The following is a 14,414-nucleotide window of genomic DNA, read 5'->3' as shown; positions in this document are numbered from 1 at the left end:
GCGGCGGCCGGCGAAGATGGGCCATGGCGGAAAACAGCATCCCCGGCGCTGCACCGGCAACGGATACGCTGCTGCACGCCTACCTCGCCGCCCGCTACCGCGTGCGCCTGGACGACGGCCACTGGCTGGCAGTGGCGATCGGACGGCACATACCGGCGGAACTGGTGCAGGCGCTGTCTCCCGGATCCGCTTCGCGCCTGACCCTGATCACCGCGTGGAACCCGCAGTCGCTCGTACGGTCGGCGAGTGCCAATGCCGCCGCCGACGCCGCCCTGCGCGCGGAACTGGACGCCCTCGGCCGGCCCACCCTGCGCGCCGCCGCTGCCGATGCCGACGGCGGCTGGGAGGAGCGCGGCTGGCTGGTGGAAGGACTGGACGCCGCCACCGCCGATGTCCTGGCCCGTCGCTACGACCAGGCGGGCCTGCTGCACTGGGATGCCCGGGAACCGGTGCGACTGCGGATGTACCGGGCACGGCCAATGCCAGGCGGCACGCTTGGCGACATCCGCTGGGTGGACTGGATGGCTCCGGAATCGCCGTAGCGGCTGCCGTGGCCAGTGGCATGCGGCCAGCCTTCATCGCCACGATGGCGGCATGGCAGGCGACTGGCGGCCTGCTGGCGGTCAGGTGGCGCGCCACTGGCGTTGCAAACCGGCAGCCATGCGGCACTCTGGTGGCCGGCCGCAAGTCGGCGGCCCATGGGGAGAGACAACGATGCAGATCCACGCGGACGGGGCACAGGTCAGGCGCTGGCGCGACAGTCGCGGCTGGTCCCAGGAACACCTGGCCGAAGTGGCCGGCATCGGCCTGAGGACGGTCCAGAGGATCGAGAACGGCGAGAAGGCCGCGCGCGAATCGGTGATGGCACTGGCGGCCGCCTTCGGCGTCGACGTCGCGGCGTTGACGGTCGATACCGAGGCCCAGGCCGCGAAAGCCGAGCAGACGGGAAAAGCGAAGGAAATCGCCGCCCTGCGCCTGTCCGTGCTGATCCATCTCGCTGGCTACCTGTTCGGGATGCTGGTGTTCGCCGGCATCGGCCTGGGCATGGGAGATGCCAGCATCATGAAGTGGCCGACGATCTGGTGGACGGTGGGGATGGCGGGTCACGGCCTGATCCTTGCCGTGGTGGAACTGGTGACGCGCCAACAGCCCAGGCAGGCCTGACCAGCCGCAGCGCCGGCCGGGAAACCCGATCGCGGCCCGGCGCCGGAAGACAACCCCGCCGGCTATGGGCGAAAGGCGGACGCAGTGCGGCCGCGGCACGCCGGTACAATGCGCGCCGATGACCGATATCGCCCCGTCCCCCTTGCTGGCCGCCCATGGCCTGGCGTTCGCCCGCAACGAGGAGCCGGTGTTCGGCCCGCTCGACTTCGCCGTCGACGCCGGCGAGGCCTTGCTGGTGCAGGGCGGCAACGGCAGCGGCAAGACCACCCTGCTGCGCGTGCTGGCCGGCCTGCTGCACGCCGACACCGGGCGCATCGAGATCGACGGCCGGCCCGCCGCCCCGGCGTTGCGCGCCCACGCCATCGCCTACCTCGGCCACCTGCCGGCACTCAAGGGCGAACTGTCGGTACTGGAAAACCTGGAATTCCTGTGTGGCCTGCACGGCCAGCGTCCGCGCCAGCGGCCGGTCGATGCGCTGGGCATCGTCGGCATGACCGGCTACGAGGACGCGCCGGCACGCCAGCTGTCCGCCGGGCAGAAGAAGCGCGTCACCCTCGCCCGCCTCTGGCTGGCGCCGGCGCCGCTATGGCTGCTCGACGAGCCCTACGCCAACCTGGACCTGGAAGGCATCAACCTGGTCAACCGGATGATCTCGGCCCACCTGCGCGACGGGGGTGCGGCGCTGGTGACCACGCATGGCGCCTACGCCGCCCCGCCGGTGCGCACGCGCATGCTCGAGCTGGGCGCCCGCGCGGGGGCGATCGCATGAGCACTACCTGCTGCCCCTCTCGGTCCGGCACCTCCGGCACGCGCTCGCGTGCCCGGCTGGAGATGCCGGTTTGAGCGCCGCGCCCTCGCTGCTGCAGGCCGGTCGCGCCCTGCTCCTGCGCGACCTGCGCCTGGTCTGGCGACGGCGCGGCGATGCGCTGCAGCCGGCCCTGTTCGCGTTGCTGGTAGTGGTGATGTTCGCCCTGGCGCTGGGCGGCGGGCGGCAGATCCTGCGCGATTTCGTCGCGCCTTATGCGGTCTGGGTGGCGGTGCTGCTGGCCGGCCTGCTTTCGCTGGACAGCCTGTTCCGCGGCGACGCCGAGGACGGCTCGCTGGAGCAATGGATCCTGGCACCCGTGCCGCTGGCCTGGCTGGTGGCGGTGCGCACCTTCGGCCACTGGCTCACCACGGCGGTGCCGCTGCTTCTGGTGGTGCCGGTGCTGGGCGAATTCTTGTACCTGCCACGTGCGCAGCTGCCCATGCTGATGCTGACCCTGCTGCTGGGCACGCCGGTACTGAGCCTGCTCGGCGCGGTGGTCGCCGCGCTCACCGTGGGCCTGAAGCGCTCCGGCATCCTCGTCGCGCTGCTGGCGCTGCCGTTGTACGTACCGGTGCTGGTCTTCGGTGCCGGCAGCGTCGCGGCCAGCGCGCAGGGCCTGGACGCGAGCGGAGCGTTGCTGCTGATGGCGGCCATGCTGGTGGCTTCCGGAGTGCTGGCGCCGTTGGCCGCCGCCGCCGCGATCCGGATCGCGCAGGGCTGAATGCGGCGACTGCGCAAGCCCGGAGTCACCCGGCGCCCAGGCGCTCCCCGCCGGGATCGCGGAGTCCAGCCGGGCGAACCGGGCGCTGCGACACACCGCAGCGACGTCCGTGCAGCCGAACCCACCCGGCAGCCCCTTTGCCACGACCAGGCCTGGCCCGGACTGCGTTTGCGCACGATCAAGGCGCCTGTCCGCCCGTTATCCCAGCATGTCCGTAACGGGCGAGCGGGCCCGCCCGCCCCCGCCGCCCTGAACGGGTTGGACACTTTGACCCACTACTTTGCTTGGCCCCGGGCGCCGAGTCTGGAAAAATGCCCCGAAAGCACTTCGAGCCTGTCCGGCGCGGTCATCCCACGACCCGCCGGCGCCAACCCGCGAGCGATGCGATTTCCTCCATGAACCCGGTGATCCGCTGGTTCCACCTCCTCGGCTCGCCGCCGTACTTCGACCGCTTCGCCGCGCGCTGGGCGCCGTGGTGCTGGCTGGCCGCGGTGCTGCTGATGGGCGTGGGCCTGTGGCAGGCGCTGTTCGTGGTCCCGGCCGATTACCAGCAGGGCGACAGCGCGCGGATCCTGTACATCCATGTGCCGGCGGCCTGGATGAGCATGTTCGTGTTCGGGCTGATGGCGGTGTACGCGGCCATCGCCCTGGTCTGGCGGATCAAGCTGTGCGAGATCCTGGCCATGGCCTGCGCCCCGGTCGGCGCGGCCTTCACCGTGATCACCCTGGCCACCGGATCGATCTGGGGCAAGCCGATGTGGGGCACCTGGTGGGACTGGGACCCGCGCCTGACCACCGAGCTGATCCTGCTGTTCCTGTACCTGGGCGTGATCGGCCTGTACCACGCCGGCGACGACCGCCGCGCCTCGGCGCGCATGGCCGGCCTGCTGGCGATCGTCGGCGTGGCCCTGCTGCCGGTGATCCGCTATTCGGTGGAATGGTGGGATTCGCTGCACCAGGGCCAGACCATCCGCGTATTCGGCGAATCCAGCCTGGACCCGAGCATGATGGCGCCGCTGTGGTGGATGGTGATCGGCACCAAGTTCTGGTTCGCCGGCTCCCTCCTGGCGCGCGCGCGCGCCGACAACCTGCGCCGTGAATCGGGCAAGGACTGGGTGCGCAAGCTGGCGGAGGATCCGGCATGAGCTACCTGCCGTACGTGATCGGCGCCTATGCGCTGTTCGTCGCCGTGTTCCTGTGGGATTTCCTGGCGCCGCGCCTGCAGGTGCGACGCGAACTGCGTGCCGCGCGCCTGCGCGCCGCGCGCGAACGAAAGCCGGTCGATCCGGCGGTGGAGCTGAGCCGTTGAATCCGACCCGCAAGCGTCGCCTGGTATTCGTGCTGTTGCTGGTACTGGCGTCCGGCGTAGCCACCGCGCTGGTGGCGATGGCCCTGCAGCGCAACGTCGCCTACCTGTACACGCCGGCCGAAGTGCTGCGCGGCGAAGCCGGCGAGCACGCCCGCTTCCGCCTTGGCGGCATGGTCGAAAAAGCGTCGTTCAGGCGCCCAACCGGTTCGATGGACGCGCACTTCCGCGTCACCGACGGCGACGCGCAGCTACCGGTGGTCTACACCGGCATCCTCCCGGACCTGTTCCGCGAGGGCCAGGCGGTGGTCGCCACCGGGCGCATGGAGAACGGCGTGTTCATCGCCGAGAACGTGCTGGCCAAGCACGACGAGACCTACATGCCGAAGGAAGTCGCCGACAAGATGGGCATGGCCCACCAGAAGCACGACGTGCAGGTGCCGGCGGCGGAGGCGACACCTTGATGGCGTCGCCGCGGGTCGCCGCTGTGCGCCGAAGCGGTCCACATGCTTCCTGGCACGCCATGGGCAGCGATGCTGCCTGTCATTCCATGGGAGGCAGCGATGCTGCCTGAACTTGGCCTGGTCCTGTTGCTCCTGGCACTGCTCGTGGCGGCGCTGCAGGCGGCGCTGCCGCTGGCCGGTGCCCAGCGCGGGAACACGGCGTGGATGTCCATCGCGCGCCCGGCTGCGTACGCGCAGCTGCTGCTGGTGGGCGGTGCATACGCCGTCCTGACCTGGGCGTTCGTCGCCCAGGACTTTTCCGTCCGCTACGTGGCCATCAACTCCAACACGCTGCTGCCGATGGTCTACCGCTACACCGCGGTGTGGGGCTCGCACGAAGGCTCCCTGCTGCTGTGGACGCTGATCCTGGCGGGCTGGAACGGCGCGCTGGCGGCGTTCTCGCAACGGTTGCCGCAGCCGGTGGTGGCGCGCGTGCTGGGCGTGCTGGGCATCGTCGGATTCGGCTTCCTCGCGTTCCTGATCTTCACCTCCAATCCCTTCGTCCGCCTGCTGCCGGCGCCGATCGAAGGCCAGGACCTCAATCCGTTGCTGCAGGACCCGGGAATGATCATCCACCCGCCGATGCAGTACATCGGCTGGGCGGGTTTCTCGGTGCCGTTCGCATTCGCCATCGCAGCCCTGCTGGACGGGCACGTCGATGCGCGCTGGCTGCGCTGGACGCGCCCTTGGACCAATGTCGCCTGGGCATTCCTGACCGTCGGCATCGGCCTGGGCAGCTGGTGGGCGTACTACGAGCTGGGCTGGGGCGGCTGGTGGTTCTGGGATCCGGTTGAGAACGCCGCGTTCATGCCGTGGCTGGTCGGCGCCGCGCTGATCCATTCGCAGGCGGTGACCGAGAAGCGCGGCAGCTTCGCCGGCTGGACGTTGCTGCTGGCGATCGCCGCGTTCTCGCTGTCGCTGATGGGCACCTTCCTGGTGCGTTCGGGCGTGCTGACCAGCGTGCACGCGTTCGCCGCCGATCCTTCGCGCGGCCTGTTCATCCTGGTCTTCCTCAGCCTCGTGATCGGCGGTTCGCTGCTGCTGTACGCGCTGCGCGCCGGACGGTTGCAGGCCGGCGCCGGCTTCCAGCCGGCCTCGCGCGAGACCCTCCTGCTGCTCAACAACCTGCTGCTGGCCAGCGCCTGCGCGATGATCCTGCTGGGCACGCTGTATCCGCTGATCGCCGATGCGCTGGACATGGGCAAGATCTCGGTCGGACCGCCCTACTTCGGCCTGCTGTTCTTCGTGTTGATGGCACCGCTGGTGGCGCTGGTGCCGTTCGGACCGCTGACCCGCTGGCAGCGCGACCAGCCTTCGCGGGTGGTCGCGCTGCTGCTGCCGTGGCTGGGCGTCGCCCTGGGCCTGGGCGTGGCCGCGTACTTCACCGCGCCGCAGGGCGCATGGAAGACCGCGCTCGGCGTGGGCGGTGCGGCCTGGGTCGCACTGGGCACCCTGCGCTTCGTCTGGAGCCGCCTGCGCAACAGCGGGCGCATGACCGCCGAGATGTGGGGCATGACCCTGGCCCACCTGGGCATCGCCGTCTTCCTGGCCGGCGTGCTGCTGGTGGAGGCGCAGAACGTGCAGCGCGAAGTCGCGCTCAAGCCCGGCCAGTCGCTTCAGGTCGCCGGATACACCTTCGTGTTCCAGGGCGTGGACGAGAAACAGGGCCCGAATTACCTCTCCGACCGCGGCCACGTGCAGGTGCTGCGCGGCGGCCGTGAGCTGGCGCTGCTGCATCCCGAGAAGCGCTCCTACGCGAGCGGCGGCCAGGTCCTGACCGAAGCCGGCATCCTCCCGGGATTCACCGGCGATGTCTTCGTGGCCCTGGGCGAGGCGCTGGGCGACGACGCCTGGGCGGTGCGCGTCCACATCAAACCCTTCATCCGCTGGATCTGGGCGGGCGCCTTGCTGATGGCGCTGGGCGGCCTGGTCACCGCGGCCGACCGCCGCTTCCGCCGACTTCCGGAGGAGAAATCCACATGAACGCTCCGCAGAACACCCCCGCCAAGGCGCAGGGCCTGCCCGTCGTCGCCGTGGTGATCGGCGCGCTGTTCTTCATCGGCCTGGTCGGGCTGATGCTGTACGGCGTGGTGCGCTCGGGCGATGCCGACCGCGAGGTGCTGCCTTCGGCCCTGATCGGCAAGCCGGCCCCGGATTTCGTCCTGCCGATCCTGCACGACCCCACGGTGACCGTGGACGCGGCACGGCTGCGCGGCGCGCCCTACCTGCTCAATGTCTGGGGCAGCTGGTGCGCGGCCTGCCGCGACGAACACCCGGTGCTGACCAAGTTCGCCGAGAGCCGCCGCGTGCGCGTGGTCGGCTACAACTGGAAGGACGAGCCGGCCGATGCGCTGCGCTGGCTGGAACAGTTCGGCAATCCGTTCTTCGTCGTACTCGCCGACCAGGAGGGCCGCTACGCCCTGGACTGGGGCGTGGCCGGCGCGCCGGAGACCTTCCTCGTTGACGGCCAGGGGATCGTGCGCTGGAAATACACCGGCCCGCTGACCGACGAGGTCGTGGCCTCCCAGCTGCTGCCGGCGCTGGAACAGGTGGAGCAGGCGCGGTGATGGATCGCCTGCGCGCGCCCTTGCTTGCAATGTTGGTGGCGACGGCGCTGGGCATGGCCGTGGCGCATGCGCAGGTACAGCCGGCCGGCAGCGCCGCGCCGCTGCAGTTCAGCGACATCGCCGAGGAAACCCGCTTCCACGCGCTCACCGCCGAGCTGCGCTGCGTGATGTGCCAGAACCAGTCGCTGGCCGACTCCAATGCGCAGATCGCCCAGGACATGCGCCGCGAAGTGCTGGCGTTGATGCGCGAGGGAAAATCCGACGCGCAGGTCAAGCAGTTCCTGGTCGATCGCTACGGCGAGTTCGTGCTGTACCGGCCCGAGGTCGGCGCACACACCTGGCTGCTGTGGTTCGGACCGGGCCTGTTCCTGCTGGGCGGCGCCGCGGCCGTGACCTGGATCGTCCGCCGCCGCGCCAACGCAGCGCCAGCCGTGCGCAGCGACAAGGCGGACGACGCCCACAGGGCCGATCCCGATGAGGAGCAGGAATGGTGATCCCGACCACCGCGGTGTTCGCCGCGTTCGCAACCGCGATCACGCTCGCCGTGCTGATGTGGGTGCTGTGGCCGCTGCGCCGCCAGCGCATCGGGCCGTGGGTGGCCGTGGTGCTCGTACTGGGCGTGGGCGTGCTGGCGCTGTACCGGCTGACTGGCACGCCGGCCGCGCTGCAGGAGACCGCGCGCGCGGCGCCGGAAAGCCTGGAACAGGCGATCGCCCAGCTGCAGGCCGAACTGGAACGCAATCCGGCGCAACCGGAAGGCTGGGCCCTGCTCGCCCGCTCGCAGGCGGCGCTCGGCGATGCGGCCGGCGCGCGCCAGTCCTATGCCCGTGCCGTGGAGCTGGCGCCGGACGAACCGGCGCTGCTGATCGACGCGGCCGAATCGCGTGCCTTGGCCGATCCCCAGCGCCGCTTCGACGAACAGGCGGTGGAATGGCTGCAGAAGGCCATCGCCCTGCATCCCGGGCATCCGCGTGCGACCTGGTTCCTGGGCGTCTCCCAGCGCCAGTCGAAGCAGCCCGCCGAAGCGGCGAAGACCTGGGAGTCGCTGCTCGGCTCCGTTGACGCGGCCACCGCGCGCAGCCTGCGCGTGCAGATCGACGAGGCCCGCGCCGAAGCCGGCCTGGCACCGCTGCCTGCCGCGCCCGCCGCAACCGTTGCGCCGGCCACCGCCAATGCGCTGACGGTCAGGGTAGCGCTGGATCCGGATTTCGCCGCGCGCGTGCGCCTGCGCGGCGATGCCAGCGTGTTCGTCATCGCACGCGTGCCGGGCGGCCCGCCGATGCCGGTGGCGGTGGAACGCCACGCGCTGCAGGACCTGCCCCTGGAAGTGGTGCTCGACGACGGCGACAGCCCGATGCCGACCCAGACCCTGTCCACGTTGCAGGAGGTCGAGGTGTTCGCACGGCTGTCGGCCAGCGGCAGCGCTGACCGCGGCGACGGCGACCTGGAATCGGTGCCGGTGCGGGTGACGCTGCCGTCGACGGCGCCGGTGGAGCTGGTGATCGGCGCTCCAGCACCCTGAGCCGTCCGACGCCGTTCGTGGAGGCCCGCCCAGCCGCCTCCACTGCGTCCTCTGCCATGACCCGACGTCGCAGTCCGCCAGCACCTGCACGGGGAGTGACGCTCGCCTGCTGCCCTTGCCCGATTGCCTGCTTCGGAGAAGGTACGCAAGGCAGGCCCGCTCAAAGACGGTGTTGCGCCCGCGGCTGAAACGCAGCTTTCGCCGGGCGTTCGACAACACCGCCGGTCGATGCCGGTAAACTCCGGCCCCTATGGCTTCCGACCAGACCCACGAATTCATTCCGCCCGGCAGCCGCTTCCACGCGCTGCCCTCGCCGTTCCCGATGAAGCGAGGCGGCGCGCTGCACGGGGCCCGCGTCGCCTACGAGACCTGGGGCGCGCTGGACGCGCAACGCGGCAACGCGGTCCTGATCGTCACCGGGCTGTCGCCCGATGCGCATGCCGCCGCCAGCGCCGCCGATCCGCTGCCCGGCTGGTGGGAGGCCATGCTCGGCCCCGGCAAGCCGATCGACAGCGACCGCTGGTTCGTCATCTGCGTCAACTCACTCGGAAGCTGCAAGGGTTCCACCGGCCCGGCCTCGGTCGATCCTGCTACCGGCGCGCCGTACCGCCTGTCCTTCCCCGAGGTCTCGATCGAGGACATCGCCGATGCGGCGGCCGAAGTGGTGCGCGGGCTGGGCATCGAGCGGCTGGCGTGCGTGATCGGCAACTCGATGGGCGGGATGACCGCGCTGGCCCTGCTGTCGCGCCATCCGGGCATCGCCCGTTCGCACATCAATATTTCCGGCAGCGCCCGCGCGCTGCCGTTCTCGATCGCCGTGCGCTCGCTGCAGCGCGAGGCGATCCGGCTTGACCCGAACTGGAACCACGGCGACTACGACGACGCCACGTACCCAGAATCGGGCATGCGCATCGCGCGCAAGCTGGGCGTGATCACCTACCGTTCGGCGCTGGAGTGGGATGGCCGCTTCGGCCGCGTGCGCCTGGACGAGTCGCATGTGCTCGGCGATGGGGGTGGCGAGGACCCGTTCGGCCTGGAGTTCCAGGTGGAGAGCTACCTGGAAGGCCATGCGCGGCGCTTCGTGCGTCGCTTCGATCCCAACTGCTACCTGTACCTGAGCCGCTCGATGGACTGGTTCGACCTGGCCGAGCACGCCGGTGGCGATGTGCTGGCCGGACTGGCGAAGATCAGGGTCGAACGCGCCGTCGCCATCGGGGCCAGCACCGACATCCTGTTCCCGGTCCAGCAGCAGGAAGAAGTGGCCGAGGGCCTGGCCCGCGGTGGCGCGCAGGCGGAGTTCATCGGCATGGACTCGCCGCAGGGACACGATGCGTTCCTGGTCGATTTCGACCGCTTCGGCCCCGCGGTGCGCGGATTCCTCGACCGCCTCTGATACGGTTGCACGGGAAACATTCTGCTAACGGGCCGGGCGTTAACCTGCCGGCCAGACCCACCGGATCCCTCCCGTGCACTTCGCAGGCAAGGACAAGCTGATCGCCGCACTCGACGCGGCGGTCCGGCTCGAAGACGAAACCGCCATCACCGAGGCGCTGCGCGCGGCGCTGGTGGCGCTGTTCGCCGACCGCGAGGTCGGCCTGCCGCGCAGCGTGCTGCAGCCCATCGTCGATCACTACGCCCGGCGCGAACTGCATGTCAGCCCCGAACTGGGCTACAGCGTGATCGCCATGACCTGGGGGCCCGGCCAGGGCACGCGCATCCACGACCACGATGGCGCGTGGTGCGTGGAAGGCGTCTGGCACGGCCGGCTGGCGATCACCCAGTACGAGCCGCACGCGCGCGACGAGGAAGGCGGGCGCTGGCGCTTCACCCGCATGGGCGATATCGAGGCCGGCCCCGGTACCGCCGGCAGCCTGATCCCGCCGCACGAATACCATGCCATCCGCAATCCGAGCCCGGACGACATCGCTGTCTCGCTCCACGTCTACCAGCGCCCGCTGATGCGCTGCCACGTGTTCGTGCCCGACGCCGAGGACGATCCAGGCACCGACGGCTGGCTGCGCCGCGAGGAACGCCTGCTCGCCACCGACGCGGCCGGATAGCCGCCTTCCGGCGCGGCCGCTATACTGCGCGCCTTGCCGAAGTGGCGGAATGGTAGACGCAGCGGACTCAAAATCCGCCGGCCTTAAAACCGTGTGGGTTCGAGTCCCACCTTCGGCACCATAAGACAAAGGCCCGCCAGCGTGCGGGCCTTTTCTTTTCTGCCGTCACGTCGTGGTCGCGCCGGCGAATGCATCCTCGCTTCCGCCCTTACGCGGAGTCCGGAGATGAACGAGAGACCCGAACGACTGCTTGCCACGTCCGCCGACATCGAGCGGCTGGTGGGGCTGGTCAAGGCGCTGGACGACGAGGAACAGGTACGGCTGGTACTGGACGACGGCAGCCGCGTGGAAGGCGTGGTGGCCGCGCGTCCAAGCATGCAGTTCTTCCGCGAGGTGGATGGCCGCGAAGGCTCCAACGCGCTGCTGCGGCTGGAACCCTTGGCCGGCGATACCCGCCCCCATTACCTGTGGCTGGACCGCATCGTCGAAGTAACCCGGCTCGGCAGTTCCTGAGCCGGGCTGCACGCGGTACTCGGCATGCGTCAGGCCCTGCTGATCGTCGACATGATCAACCACTTCGACTTCCCGGGTGGCGCGGCGCTGCTGCGTGCCGCGTTGCCGGCGGCGAAACGCATCGCGGCACTGCGTCGGCGCTTTGCCGAAGCCGGTCACGCGGTGGACTACGTCAACGACAATTTCCTGGACTGGAAGGGCGGCTTCGCCGACCTGGTCGCCTGCTGCGGTCGCGACGGCATGCCGGGTGCCACGATCGTCGCACTGCTGGCACCGGGGCCTGACGACCGCTTCATGCTCAAGCCGCGGCATTCCGGCTTCCTGGATTCGCCGCTGGAACTGCTGCTGCACCAGCTGCACGTGCGCCGGGTCGCGGTGTGCGGGATCGCCGCCGATGCCTGCATCCTGGTCACCGCCCATGACGCGCACATGCGCGGCTTCGAGGTCCAGGTCCCGCGCGACTGTGTGGCGGCGCAGAGCATTCCGCGTCGAGATCGCGCACTGGCGGTGATGCGCGATGCGTTCGGGATCGATATCCGCGCATCGCGTGCGATCAGGTTGGCGCAGCGGTGACGGCCGCATCGCGGCCGTGCATTCAAGCGGTCGCTGCCTCGTAATGGCGCGACACCAGGCTGGCGATCAGTTCCTCGCACAGGGTTTCCAGCGCCATGATCCGGACCGTGCCATAGCGGGCCAGGCGGACCATGTGCTCGACATAGATCTCGCGTCCGTACTCGACGGTTTCGCGCATCGTCTTGGTGAAGCCGTGGGGGATGAATCCGCGGGTGCCGTCCTTGCTGCCACCCACGTAAAGGACAATGCTCATTCGGCCGTTCCTCTTCTTCTGTGTTGCCTTTCGGTCGATGCCGAGAAGTGTGCGCGACACGCCGTTAGGATCGCGTGCAACCGAAGTTAGAGGACGCATGTTTCCGCGCGCTGACGCGCGCATTTCGGTTCATGCGCAGATCAGGTGATGCAATCACCGCCGGGGTTTCGTTGCCGGCCACCAGCCATGGCCATGCATCGCGTAATGGTCGGCCGCGCGCTCGAACGGATTGCGCACCGAGATTCCGCCGCAGAGGAAGTACACCGGAACGAACAACGGCCCGAGCAGCATGTACTGGTACACGTGCGCGCGCTCATGGTCGCCCAGGCGCACCGACGGATGCGAACAGCGGCCGGCACGGTGTTCGTAGGTGACGCACGTGACGTCCAGGTCCTTGCCGGTGGCGAGGATCACGTTGCCCAGGGTCATCGCGCCGCCCGGGCCCCACGGCCAGCGCAGGAACACCAGCGCGCGATCGCGGCGGCTGAAGCGGAGCGAGGCTCCGACCGGCAGGCCGGCGATGCCGGCCAGCAGGCCGACCAGCGTCCAGGGCGACGCCCAGATCGCACCCAGGGCCAGCGCGAGCCCGCGCAGCCAGGCCGGCCACGCAGCGTGCTCGGGCGGAGGGGCGTTCAGTCCGCCTCGTTCGGGATCAGCAGCCACAGGATCAGGTAGACGAGCATGCCGGGGAACGCCGCCGACAGCAGCGAAGCGATCACGTAGAGGATGCGCAACCAGGTGGAGTTCCACCCGTAGCGATGCGCGATGCCGCCGATCACCCCGGCGATCATCCGGTCGTTCAGGGAACGGGACAGGCCGTGACTGGCGTTGCTGGCGTTCATGCGCTGGCTCCGTCGGGCGGGCACGAACAGTCTAGCGCGGTGGCGCGGACGTGCGCAGTTCGGCCAACTGCGCCGTGAACCACGGCGCCGCCTCGGCCTGCGCCTGTCCGGGACAGTCGACCCGGTAGGCACGTCCGCTGAAGCTGCTGCGGGTCGCCGCCTGTGCGATGAAGCTCTCCGCGTCGCCCGACATGCCGCGCTTGCGCGCCCAGTCGTACTTGCGCTGCAGGTGCGCCTGCGCGGCGGCCGCGTCGTACCAGCGGCCGTTGCGCTGGAAGCGGCAACTCGAGTCGCCCAGGCGGGCGATCAGCGCCCGGATTTCGGAGTCTGAGGCGGATTCCTGCGCCATGGACGGCGCCGGTAACGACGCCAGGGCCGCTAGGCAGACCAGCAGCGGGGCGAGCCCCGCTCTACGCACGACATGTTGCGAAGGCATGTCGGGGATATTCCGGCAAGGCGGAGCTTGCCGCGCTGCGCCCGCTTCCGGCCTGGCGCGTGCACGCCGCGCCGTCACGCTCAGGCACCCTGCCTCGCCGCCAGCCAGCGATGGATCGCCGCGGGTACTTCGCGCTGTGCCCGGCTGGAGACGTAGATGCCGATGTGGCCGCCCTTGAAGCCCAGTTCGGTGTAGTCGGCGGTACCGACCAGCCCGGCCAGCGCGCGCGAGGCGTCCGGCGGCACCAGGTGGTCCTGCTCGGCATAGATGTTGAGCACCGGCATGTCGACGAAACCCAGGTCCACCTTGTTCCCGCCGATGTTCGCGGTGCCCTGGACGAAGGCGTTGCCCTGGTAGAACTGCTTGATGAAGTCGCGGAACGCTTCGCCGGCCTGGTCGGGCGAGTCGAAGATCCATTTCTCCATGCGCAGGAAGTCCTCGACCGCCTTCGGGTTGTCGAGGATGTCGACCAGGCCCACGTACTTCTGCAGGTTCAGCCGGAACGGCTTGAGCATCAGGTAGCTGGCATTCATCAGGTCGGCAGGGACATTCCCCATCGCATCGACGAACAGGTCCACGTCCAGTTCGCGCACCCAGCTGGAGAGCATGTTGTCCGGGGTCTGGAAGTCGACCGGGGTCACCATCGTGACCAGGTTGCGCACCTTCTCCGGATGCAGCGACGCGTAGCACAGCGAGAACGAACCGCCCTGGCACACGCCGAGCAGGTTGACCGGCCCGCCGCGGGACTCGACCAGGTGGTCGATGGCGCCGTCGATGTAGCGGTTGATGTAGTCGTCCAGGGTCAGGTAACGATCCGACCGGTCCGGGTAGCCCCAGTCGATCACGTACACGTCCAGGCCCAGCGCGAGCAGCCCCTTCACCAGCGAGCGGTCGTGCTGCAGGTCGACCATGTACGGGCGGTTGACCAGTGCGTAGACGATCAGCAGCGGGGGCCCTTTCGCGGGCGTCTCGCCCACGAAGCGGTACAGCACGGTCTTGCCGTCGCGCCACACTTCCTCGCGCGCGGTGGCGCCGTACTCGACATCCTCGACCTGGCCGAGCACGCGCGCGCCATCGGCCAGGTGCTTCTGGAACTCCCAGGCTTCCTGCGCCAGGTCCAGCGGGTTGAACTGCAGCGGGCCCATC

General features: G+C 69.7%; 20 protein-coding genes and 1 tRNA gene. 16 read left to right on the top strand and 5 right to left on the bottom strand.

Annotation, left to right across the window (positions count from 1 at the left end; genetic code table 11):
* Window positions 1-23: 23 nt before the first annotated feature.
* The 16 genes from CSC65_RS12480 to CSC65_RS12405 all read left to right on the top strand — a co-directional run bounded on the left by CSC65_RS12480 (window position 24) and on the right by CSC65_RS12405 (window position 11,737).
* Window positions 24-542: a DUF3293 domain-containing protein gene (locus CSC65_RS12480; protein WP_162410902.1), complete on the top strand. Its 519-nt coding sequence runs from the start codon at window positions 24-26 to the stop codon at window positions 540-542.
* A 52-nt stretch (window positions 543-594) separates the two neighbouring features.
* On the top strand, window positions 595-1,164 hold the full coding sequence (locus tag CSC65_RS12475; RefSeq protein WP_238390383.1) for a helix-turn-helix domain-containing protein: 570 nt from the start codon (window positions 595-597) through the stop codon (window positions 1,162-1,164).
* A 118-nt stretch (window positions 1,165-1,282) separates the two neighbouring features.
* On the top strand, window positions 1,283-1,933 hold the full coding sequence (gene ccmA, locus CSC65_RS12470; RefSeq protein WP_162410901.1) for a heme ABC exporter ATP-binding protein CcmA: 651 nt from the start codon (window positions 1,283-1,285) through the stop codon (window positions 1,931-1,933).
* A gap of 70 nt (window positions 1,934-2,003) precedes the next feature.
* Window positions 2,004-2,693 carry a heme exporter protein CcmB gene (ccmB, locus tag CSC65_RS12465; RefSeq protein ID WP_162410900.1) on the top strand — a complete coding sequence of 230 codons (690 nt, stop codon included), beginning with the start codon at window positions 2,004-2,006 and terminating at the stop codon, window positions 2,691-2,693.
* A gap of 395 nt (window positions 2,694-3,088) precedes the next feature.
* Window positions 3,089-3,838: a heme ABC transporter permease gene (locus tag CSC65_RS12460; protein WP_162410899.1), complete on the top strand. Its 750-nt coding sequence runs from the start codon at window positions 3,089-3,091 to the stop codon at window positions 3,836-3,838.
* The gene (gene ccmD, locus CSC65_RS12455; RefSeq protein WP_162410898.1) at window positions 3,835-4,002 is read left to right on the top strand and encodes a heme exporter protein CcmD; all 168 of its coding nucleotides are present in this window, start codon (window positions 3,835-3,837) and stop codon (window positions 4,000-4,002) included. The genes CSC65_RS12460 and ccmD overlap by 4 nt, the downstream gene beginning before the upstream one ends.
* Window positions 3,999-4,463 (top strand): cytochrome c maturation protein CcmE, encoded by a 465-nt coding sequence (gene ccmE, locus CSC65_RS12450; protein ID WP_162410897.1) that lies wholly within the window; start codon window positions 3,999-4,001, stop codon window positions 4,461-4,463. Before ccmD ends, ccmE begins: the two co-directional genes overlap by 4 nt.
* A 99-nt stretch (window positions 4,464-4,562) precedes the next feature.
* Window positions 4,563-6,485, top strand: coding sequence for a heme lyase CcmF/NrfE family subunit (locus CSC65_RS12445; protein WP_162410896.1), 1,923 nt, complete (start codon window positions 4,563-4,565; stop codon window positions 6,483-6,485).
* On the top strand, window positions 6,482-7,069 hold the full coding sequence (locus CSC65_RS12440) for a DsbE family thiol:disulfide interchange protein (RefSeq protein ID WP_162410895.1): 588 nt from the start codon (window positions 6,482-6,484) through the stop codon (window positions 7,067-7,069). Before CSC65_RS12445 ends, CSC65_RS12440 begins: the two co-directional genes overlap by 4 nt.
* The gene (locus CSC65_RS12435; protein WP_162410894.1) at window positions 7,069-7,563 is read left to right on the top strand and encodes a cytochrome c-type biogenesis protein; all 495 of its coding nucleotides are present in this window, start codon (window positions 7,069-7,071) and stop codon (window positions 7,561-7,563) included. The genes CSC65_RS12440 and CSC65_RS12435 overlap by 1 nt, the downstream gene beginning before the upstream one ends.
* Complete coding sequence (locus CSC65_RS12430; RefSeq protein ID WP_162410893.1) at window positions 7,557-8,591, top strand: tetratricopeptide repeat protein; 1,035 nt, start codon at window positions 7,557-7,559, stop codon at window positions 8,589-8,591. The genes CSC65_RS12435 and CSC65_RS12430 overlap by 7 nt, the downstream gene beginning before the upstream one ends.
* 250 nt (window positions 8,592-8,841) lie before the next feature.
* On the top strand, window positions 8,842-9,984 hold the full coding sequence (gene metX, locus CSC65_RS12425) for a homoserine O-acetyltransferase MetX (RefSeq protein WP_162410892.1): 1,143 nt from the start codon (window positions 8,842-8,844) through the stop codon (window positions 9,982-9,984).
* 73 nt (window positions 9,985-10,057) lie between these two features.
* A complete protein-coding gene (locus CSC65_RS12420) occupies window positions 10,058-10,651 on the top strand; it encodes a cysteine dioxygenase family protein (protein ID WP_162410891.1) in 594 nt (197 codons plus the stop codon).
* A gap of 35 nt (window positions 10,652-10,686) precedes the next feature.
* Window positions 10,687-10,772: transfer RNA gene (locus tag CSC65_RS12415), tRNA-Leu, on the top strand.
* Window positions 10,773-10,876: 104 nt separating this feature from the next.
* Window positions 10,877-11,164 (top strand): DUF3247 family protein, encoded by a 288-nt coding sequence (locus tag CSC65_RS12410; protein WP_162410890.1) that lies wholly within the window; start codon window positions 10,877-10,879, stop codon window positions 11,162-11,164.
* Window positions 11,165-11,188: 24 nt separating this feature from the next.
* A complete protein-coding gene (locus tag CSC65_RS12405; protein ID WP_162410889.1) occupies window positions 11,189-11,737 on the top strand; it encodes a cysteine hydrolase family protein in 549 nt (182 codons plus the stop codon).
* Window positions 11,738-11,759: 22 nt separating this feature from the next.
* Here CSC65_RS12405 and CSC65_RS12400 read toward each other — a convergent pair whose 3' ends face one another.
* The 5 genes from CSC65_RS12400 to CSC65_RS12380 all read right to left on the bottom strand — a co-directional run bounded on the left by CSC65_RS12400 (window position 11,760) and on the right by CSC65_RS12380 (window position 14,413).
* Complete coding sequence (locus CSC65_RS12400) at window positions 11,760-11,990, bottom strand: hypothetical protein (protein WP_162410888.1); 231 nt, start codon at window positions 11,988-11,990, stop codon at window positions 11,760-11,762.
* Window positions 11,991-12,143: 153 nt separating this feature from the next.
* Window positions 12,144-12,584, bottom strand: coding sequence for a hypothetical protein (locus tag CSC65_RS12395; protein ID WP_162410973.1), 441 nt, complete (start codon window positions 12,582-12,584; stop codon window positions 12,144-12,146).
* 38 nt (window positions 12,585-12,622) lie between these two features.
* On the bottom strand, window positions 12,623-12,832 hold the full coding sequence (locus tag CSC65_RS12390; RefSeq protein WP_162410887.1) for a PspC domain-containing protein: 210 nt from the start codon (window positions 12,830-12,832) through the stop codon (window positions 12,623-12,625).
* Between the two features lie 31 nt (window positions 12,833-12,863).
* Window positions 12,864-13,181: a DUF5329 family protein gene (locus CSC65_RS12385; RefSeq protein ID WP_238390382.1), complete on the bottom strand. Its 318-nt coding sequence runs from the start codon at window positions 13,179-13,181 to the stop codon at window positions 12,864-12,866.
* Between the two features lie 167 nt (window positions 13,182-13,348).
* Entirely contained in the window at window positions 13,349-14,413 is a 1,065-nt protein-coding gene (locus tag CSC65_RS12380; protein ID WP_162410972.1) for a class III poly(R)-hydroxyalkanoic acid synthase subunit PhaC, read from the bottom strand.
* Window position 14,414: the final 1 nt, after the last annotated feature.

The sequence above is a fragment of the Pseudoxanthomonas daejeonensis genome, assembly GCF_010093205.1.
In the GTDB taxonomy this organism is placed as follows: Bacteria; Pseudomonadota; Gammaproteobacteria; order Xanthomonadales; family Xanthomonadaceae; genus Pseudoxanthomonas; species Pseudoxanthomonas daejeonensis.
The sequence above is the reverse complement of the archived record's forward strand: the minus strand, read 5'-3'. Positions and strand labels throughout refer to the sequence as shown.